Origin of the sequence: Thermoflexus sp., assembly GCF_042408365.1 — a bacterium.
In the GTDB taxonomy this organism is placed as follows: Bacteria; Chloroflexota; Anaerolineae; order Thermoflexales; family Thermoflexaceae; genus Thermoflexus.
Window position 1 is genome coordinate 1 of the sequence record NZ_JBHOQJ010000223.1, and the last position, 7469, is coordinate 7469.

Here is a 7469-nt window from a genome sequence, read left to right on the forward strand (position 1 = left end):
GGTTCGTCACACCTACAGCCTCTAACGAGCTGTACCACTTGATGTCACTACCGCCTTAAGGTCTCCCGGTGCAACGCTTACCGAAATTCCCTATGGAAAGATCATCCCCGCGCATTGGGACGACTACCCCTACATCGAACCCGGAGTTACTTCACTTCCTCTACCGAGACCCCCATGGCCTCCAGCCACGCTTTCAGGGCCGAGGCATGATCGGCCCGGACCATCAACGTATGCGCATCCAGAGGACGGACCCAGGGCGCAAGGTCTGGCTCCTGACACAGCGCCTCTAAGATCTCCGGGCGATCCATCCGTAGCAGGATCACGGGCTCCCAGCGCGCCCGGGGTGGATGATCGCTCCAGGCGAGCAGACGGGCCAGCAGGCGGGCCGGCAAGGGCCCTCGATGAACCAGTTGAAGGCGTTGTAGAATTTGCGAAAGGGTCAGGCCGGTCGCCAGTCCAGCCTGCAGGGAGGCCTCGGTGAGCCGAAAGCCTTCCGAAATGCGCTCGGTGAACGGTTCCAGCAGGCGTTCCACACCGGGATGGGAGAAAGGACCGGTCCAGCGGAGGATCCCGGAAGGTTCTGCCACCACTTGATTCCGCAGATCCTCCGGCCGGAACCCGCTCACCCAAGGATGGATCCCCTGGGGGCGCCAACGGGCGGTTAGAAGCTCGGATGGCTCCTCCGTCCATCCGATGGAATCTCCCAGGGGATGAACGGTGCCCCCCCCTGGCAGCGGTTCCCCTGCGGTCCGGATCACGGTCACCCGGCGATAGATTCGGATCTGGTTGAACCTCCGATGCCAGTCCTCCAGGGATCGTCGGACGTTAGGCGGGAGGGCCTCGCCGCTGATCCCCTCCAAAAAACGAATAATCCGTGGGACATCCCAACCCTGCTGGAGCCCCCGATACACAGTGTCCCGGGAGATTTGATACACGGAGACCGGATCTCCTGGACTGGGATCGGCGAAGGCCTCTAGCCCGGCCAGGATGGAGTCCGAGACCGGTTCGAAAACCAAGATCCGGAAATCGGGCTGAACGATGACGTGCCCGCCCTCTTCGGGGAGTGAAAGCGGTTCCCCTACGCCCAGCACCCACGCCCCGAAAGGCGTGAGGCGCACTGCCTCCCACCGGCCCTCCCGATAACCCAGGTCCAGAAGGCCGAGCCAGTGGAGCGGCCATAGCGTCCCTTCCACCAGCCAGGTCTTGAGCTGGCTCGCGATTTCCCGTCCTGTCGGGGAGAGGGGGTCCGGTAAGCGCTCCGCCCGCTCCGGGAAGGCCGCGGCCAGCAGGTTGGGGAGGGGGATCCAGGATCCGGGCTCCCATCGGCGAAGGGCCTGTTCGATCCGGGCCCGCAGGAGACCTGGAGAGAGCATTCCATTGCCTGCGGTGTCTAATGGCTCCTCACCCTGCCAAGCGCGAACAGCCGATAGGGCCCGATCGGTAGGCCCTTGCTCCCAGAACGGATGCAGCAGATCGATCGTGAGGGCGGCCCCCTGGGTTCGAAGCACCCCCATTCGTTCGAGCAATTGCTGAAGGAAGGCCAGATAGGCGAATCCCTGTGGCGATCCATCAAGACCCAGCCAGCGTTGCAGACGTCGGATCCAGCGGACAGGCAAACGCCCCTCGCGGGTGAAAGAGATCCCCGGGGATCGTCGGAGGAAGCGGCCATAGCGCCCCAGATCCCGAACCAGCCGTTGGGGGGAGGCCGTCACAATCGCGAGGGGTGTCAACGGTTCAAGGTGAGGAAGGACAGCCATGATCTCTACAGGCAGGATGGCTGTTCCCTGAGGAAGCAGGGAGCGGATCCGACGGCCGGCGGCATACCAATAAAGCAGTCCGGCATTGGCGAGTCGGACGGCGATCTCTTCAAATGAAGCCACGGATGTGCCGCCTGAGCTAACCTCATATAAAATCGAGAGGACCAGGGCCGGCATGGCACCTCCGGCCTGGCGGAGCCCTTCGATCAATGCACGACCCTCCGAGGGGAGATGTGTCCATCGAGCGAGGAGACGGTCTGGATCGCTTAACTGGCGTAGCAGTTCCTCCCCCATTGCTGGCTCCGCCTCCACCTGCCAGCCTTGCTGATCGAGAATGGATGTTAGCAGGGAAGGCTCATAGTAACGGATCAGTTCCTCTAACCGCATGGCCGGAATCCCTCTCCAAACCGGGGTTCCCTGGACCCCCAGGGGGGTCGATGACCAAAGTAAGGTAAGAGTATCTTAACTATCTCGGTATGATAAAGGGGAATGTGATGGGATCCGGGACCCCAAGCCCAGAGAAGAGGCGAACCGGCATGGAGACCCAGCGGCTGGAGCCGACGTCCTCCCCCTCCCTTCTGAGAGTGGGGGATGTCCTTCAAGGTCGCTATCGCATTGAGCGGGTGCTTGGCGCGGGCGGGATGAGCACGGTCTATCTAGCCCTGGATCTCCGCTTCCCCCAGGTGCGGCGGCTCTGTGCCATTAAAGAGATGGTCAGCCATATCCCGGATCCCCGGATGCGGGCGCTGGCTCAGCAGAGTTTTGAGCGGGAAGCAGCGATGCTGGCCACCCTCAGCCATCCGGCCATCCCCAAGATTTATGATTACTTCGTGGAAGGCGAGCGCAGCTACCTCGTCATGGAGTATATCCCAGGACAGGACCTGGAGACGCTTTTGCGGCGCACGGAGGGGATGCTGCCCGTGGAGGAGGTGGTGAACTGGGCCCTCCAGATCTGTGATGTCCTTCATTATCTCCATTCCCAACGGCCGCCGATCATCTTCCGGGATCTGAAGCCGTCCAATATTATGGTAGACCCCTACGGCCGGGTGTTCTTGGTGGATTTCGGGATCGCCAAGGTATTTCAAGCCGGGCAACGAGGGACGATGATTGGGACGGAGGGATACAGCCCGCCGGAGCAATATCGAGGGATCGCGGATCCGCGCACGGACATCTATGCCCTGGGGGCCACGCTGCACCATCTGTTGACGCGCCAGGACCCACGTCTGGAGCCGCCGTTCTCCTTCCACGAGCGCCCGATCCGTCGGAGCAACCCGGCGGTCCCTGAGGCCTTGGCCCAAGTGGTCATGCGCGCCCTGGAGTACGATCCGGATCGGCGATTTCAATCGGCTCTGGAGATGAAACAAGCTTTGCTGGCTGCTGTGGGGATGCGGACACCCACGCGCCCCATGGCCCATCGGGAGGCTCCGTCCGGGAGCACACCCTATCGGGTGAAATGGACCTTTACCTGTGAGGATGAGATCCGATCCCGCCCCGTGGTTTCGAACGGCATGATTTTCGTGACTTCCTATGATCACAACGTTTATGCGCTCTCGGCGGAGGATGGGAAGCTCCTTTGGAAATTCGCGACGGGCGGCGGCATCGGGGGGGCGGTTGCGGTGGCAGAGGATCGGGTAGTGGTCGGATCTCTGGATCATCATCTTTATGCCTTGCGAATGCAGGATGGAAGGCTGCTATGGACGCTGGAGGTAGGCGGGCCGATCTACACCACGCCGCGGATTGCAGCTGGCTTGGTTTTCTTCGGGGCTGACGATGCGCTCTTTTACGCTGTGGATCTGAGCACCGGCCGGGTGGTCTGGAAGGTGCCTGTCAGCGCGGCCATTCGTTCCTCCGCGGGCCTCCACGGGGAAACCCTGGTGGTGGGCAGCGAGGATGGAGTAGTATACGCGCTGGATCTACGCGGGAACATCCGTTGGCAATTCGTCGCCCGCCGGGGGGTGACGGCCTCGCCGTGGGTGGATGAGGAACTGGTGGTGGTGGGATCGTGGGACTGGCATGTTTATGCGCTGGATGTCCGTACGGGATGGGCGATCTGGAGGTTCCGCACTGGAAAACCGGTCCTCTCCTCTCCGGTGGTCTCGGAAGGTGTGATCTATGTGGGATCGGCGGATGGCTTCCTCTATGCATTGAACGCGCGGACTGGGAATCCCATATGGCGGTTTCAAACGGGCGGGCAGGTGAACGCCCCCCCCCTGGTCCTGGAAGGGCAGGTCCTGGTCGGGGCGACTGATGGCCGCCTGTATGTGGTGGATGCCCGGAACGGCGCAGCCCTCTGGTCCTTCCAGGCCGGGGGGCCGATTGTGGCTGCGCCGGATTGGCGGGAGGGCGTCCTTTATGTGACCTCGATGGACCATCGGGTTTATGCGTTGAGTTTAGGAGGTTCCTAATGCTTTGTCTACTTTTTGGGGGTTTCTGGGGTTGGGCCGATGACCCCGAACATGCACTCAAGCGCCCTACAACCAACGGCCCCCAGCCCAACCCCGGAAGATTTTTTCTCCTTTCTCCCCACGGTCCTTCAGGCCGCGGGGAGAAAGGAGAAAGGGGAGGGACCATCCACTCCCCCCACCGCATATTCTCAAACCAAACGTGGACGAAGCACCCATGCTTTATCCGTAATGCCCTTCAGGGTGCTCACTTTTCGTAAGGAGCTTTGATAATGAAATGGCTCAAACGCCTTTTCCGGCGACCGGAGACAGAGGAGCCCGCTCCATCGAGTTCTGCATCCATTGCTGTCCCAGCTCATGAGCCAGAGCCCGTGGCGTTTCCTTCTGCTGCTGAGGAGCCGAAAGGCAGGACGACACCGCTTCCCCCGGTGCCGGCCCCGCCGGTGTCAGGACTTCGATTTGGCTGGGCGACCGATCCGGGTTTGGTTCGCCCCAGCAACGAAGACGCGATCCTCATCATGCATGTAGTTTATGAAGGATCCCGGGGGTTGTTGCCCCTGGGGCTGTTCCTGATAGCCGATGGGATGGGTGGACATCGAGGTGGCGAGCAGGCCAGCGATCTTGCCGTCCGGGAGATCGCCCGCTATCTAACGACCCGACTCTTAATTTCTCATCTGGCCCATCGAGGACCGGACCATCCCATTAAAGAACTGTTGGAGGAAGCGCTGCAGGCTGCCAATGCCCAGATCCTCCAGACCGTGCCGGGAGGTGGAACGACCGTAGTGGGGGCGTTAGTGATCGGGGAGAGCGTGCACTTGATCCATGTGGGAGACAGTCGAGCTTACCTGGTCTGGCCGGATCGGCTGGAGCAGCTCACCGAGGATCACTCCCTCGTTCAGCGGATGATGGCGCTCCAGGGGCTGAGCGAGGAGCAGGTTGCGGAGGTGCCGCGGCATGTTCTCTATCAGGCTCTGGGTCACCCCAGCCGTCTGAACCCAAGCTATCGTCGGGTTTCCCTTCCTCGAGATGCATGGTTGATGCTTTGCACGGATGGGTTGTGGGGCGAGGTCTCTGAAGACCAGATCCTGCAGATTGTCTGGGAGAGCGCCTCCCCTCAAGAGGCATGCAACCGGTTGATCCAGCAGGCGAAAGCAGCAGGCGGTCACGATAACATCTCTGTGATCCTGGTCGGGCGATGAGTGCGAGCGAGGAGTTCCTGGATTATTACGCCATCCTGGGCATCCCTCCTTCTGCGGACGCCGAGGAAATTAAAAAGGCTTACCGGGCGCTGGTGCGGAAGGTCCACCCCGATATGAGGCCGGGGGTGGGGACCTCCCTGCTATTCCGATTGGTCCATGAGGCCTATTCGGTGCTTTCGGATCCTGAGCGGCGTGCGGAATATGACCGACAATGGCAAGCCCGGTGGGGAAGCCGCGAATCCTTCCTGCGGTTCCACTTGCTCCTCAGCCGGCCTTCTCTGCCCAGCCTGTCCACATCGCAGATCCTTTATGCCTTAATCACGCTGGAGCCTGCGCGGGCTCCTTCGACCCCACGCCCGCCGCTTCACCTTTGCCTGGTGGTGGATCGGAGCAATTCGATGAGAGGGGAGCGGCTGGAGCAAGTGAAGGCCGCGGCGCTGGACCTGGCGGCTCATCTGGAGCCTAGCGACCGCCTGGCGGTGGTGGCCTTCCACAATCGGGCGGAGGTGATCTGGCCGCTCAGTCCCATCCAGGAGCGCCATCGGCTTCGGATGCGGCTGGAGATGTTGGAAGCGGAGGGAGGAACCGAGATCTATCAAGGGCTGTCGCTGGGGTTCCAAGAGCTCTTCCGAGCTCGCCAGGCAGGGGTCCATTCCCATCTGATCCTTCTCACGGATGGGCGGACCTATGGAGATGAGGATCGTTGTCTGGAGCTGGCGGATCAGGCCCGGGAAGCGGGGATCAGGGTCAGCGCCTTTGGGATCGGGGAGGATTGGAATGATCGGCTGCTGGACGAGATCGCGACCCGGAGCGGTGGGATCTCCGGCTACATCGCCTCACCAGCGGAGATCCGCCGGCGCTTCATGGAGCATCTCTCATGGCTGCAGGATCGCTACGCGGAGGATGTGTGGTTGACCGTGGAACCTGCGGAGGGGATCCTGGTGACGACGGTTTATCAGATCCTGCCGGAGCTTAGGGTTCCAACGCAAGAGGGCTCCGACTGGTATCTGGGCGCTTTACATGCCTCCCGACCTGTCCAGGCGTTGATCGAGTTCGCCCTCCCTCCGCTGGAGCCGGGCTTTCTGGAAGTGGCTCAGCTGAAGGCCCGAGCTCATATCCTCGGGAACCCACTTCGTCTGGATGAGGCAAAGCTCTCGATCCAGGTTCACGTGCTCCCAGAGGAGCCGATGTGCGTTGCGCCTCCGGAACCGTTGCTAGAAGCGCTATCCCGGGTGGTGATCTACCGGATGCAGGAGCAGGCCTGGGCAGATGTCCAGGCAGGGAAGTGGGTGGAAGGCGCTCGAAAGCTCCAACAGGCCGGGACTCGTTTACTGGAGCTGGGCGCGGCGGATCTGGCTCAGGAGGCGATGGCCGCAGCCACCCGTCTACGTCAGGGCCGTTTGGTTCCCAGAAGCCAGCAGCTTGCCTTAAAATACAAAACGCGGATGCTCGCGCTTCCGCCGCCGAACCCGGAGGGAGTCCATGATTGAATGCCCATTGTGTGGTCGAAAATACCCGGTCGGCGCGCTGTTCTGCCCGGAGTGTGGGGTCTATCTGCTCACCGGCGGCCCGCTGCGCACCGAACCGCTGCCGGAGGGTGCAGCGATCCCGGTGGAATTGCCCGTCGAATTCCCTTCAACGGCGAGAGAGGGCTCCCAGAGCCTGGTGCTTCACGTGTTGTCCTCCGGTCGCCGGGTGGTGATCCGGCCGGATCAGGAGGTCCTGGTTGGGCGGCTGGACGTAGGCCGTGGGATCTTCCCCCAGCTCGATTTAACACCGGATGGCGGGCTGGAAGGTGGGGTCTCCCGGCGTCATGCTCGTATCTTTTTCCAGGCCGATCGCTTTTACATTGAGGATCTGGGCAGCACCAATGGGACGTATTTGAATGGGGTCCGGTTGGAACCCTACTCGCCGTGCCCATTGGGAGATGGGGATGAGCTTCGTCTCGGCCAGATTGCTATTCGGGTAGGATTTCTGTAACTGGATTTGGGGCAAACTGGTGATCACTCCGGCTTCTCTCTCGTGCTTCTTCCACGATATACAGTAAGGGGAGCAGATGGCCCCACCCCCCTTGATCCCCCCTCCCCCCGGCACTTTGGGCCGGGGGGAGG

Annotated in this window: 5 protein-coding genes; 4 read left to right on the plus strand and 1 reads right to left on the minus strand. The window is 61.8% G+C overall.

Annotated elements, in window-relative coordinates; genetic code table 11:
* Positions 1-146: 146 nt before the first annotated feature.
* Entirely contained in the window at positions 147-2144 is a 1998-nt protein-coding gene (locus tag ACFMO5_RS10520; RefSeq protein ID WP_376792706.1) for a helicase-associated domain-containing protein, read from the minus strand.
* A gap of 149 nt (positions 2145-2293) precedes the next feature.
* Between ACFMO5_RS10520 and ACFMO5_RS10525 the strand changes: the two genes are divergently transcribed.
* The 4 genes from ACFMO5_RS10525 (at position 2294) to ACFMO5_RS10540 (ending at position 7338) form a co-directional block, all read left to right on the plus strand.
* The gene (locus ACFMO5_RS10525; RefSeq protein WP_376792707.1) at positions 2294-4162 is read left to right on the plus strand and encodes a PQQ-binding-like beta-propeller repeat protein; all 1869 of its coding nucleotides are present in this window, start codon (positions 2294-2296) and stop codon (positions 4160-4162) included.
* 440 nt (positions 4163-4602) lie between these two features.
* Positions 4603-5358, plus strand: a complete 756-nt coding sequence (locus tag ACFMO5_RS10530) for a PP2C family protein-serine/threonine phosphatase (RefSeq protein WP_376792708.1) — start codon at positions 4603-4605, stop codon at positions 5356-5358.
* Positions 5355-6848: a VWA domain-containing protein gene (locus ACFMO5_RS10535; RefSeq protein ID WP_376792709.1), complete on the plus strand. Its 1494-nt coding sequence runs from the start codon at positions 5355-5357 to the stop codon at positions 6846-6848. Before ACFMO5_RS10530 ends, ACFMO5_RS10535 begins: the two co-directional genes overlap by 4 nt.
* Positions 6841-7338 (plus strand): FHA domain-containing protein, encoded by a 498-nt coding sequence (locus ACFMO5_RS10540; RefSeq protein ID WP_376792710.1) that lies wholly within the window; start codon positions 6841-6843, stop codon positions 7336-7338. The genes ACFMO5_RS10535 and ACFMO5_RS10540 overlap by 8 nt, the downstream gene beginning before the upstream one ends.
* Positions 7339-7469: the final 131 nt, after the last annotated feature.

Coding starts and splice junctions, on each gene's coding strand:
- ACFMO5_RS10520 (WP_376792706.1), bottom strand. CDS start 2,144: ATGCGGTTAGAGGAACTGATCCGTTACTATGAGCCTTCCCTGCTAACA.
- ACFMO5_RS10525 (WP_376792707.1), top strand. CDS start 2,294: ATGGAGACCCAGCGGCTGGAGCCGACGTCCTCCCCCTCCCTTCTGAGA.
- ACFMO5_RS10535 (WP_376792709.1), top strand. CDS start 5,355: ATGAGTGCGAGCGAGGAGTTCCTGGATTATTACGCCATCCTGGGCATC.
- ACFMO5_RS10540 (WP_376792710.1), top strand. CDS start 6,841: ATGATTGAATGCCCATTGTGTGGTCGAAAATACCCGGTCGGCGCGCTG.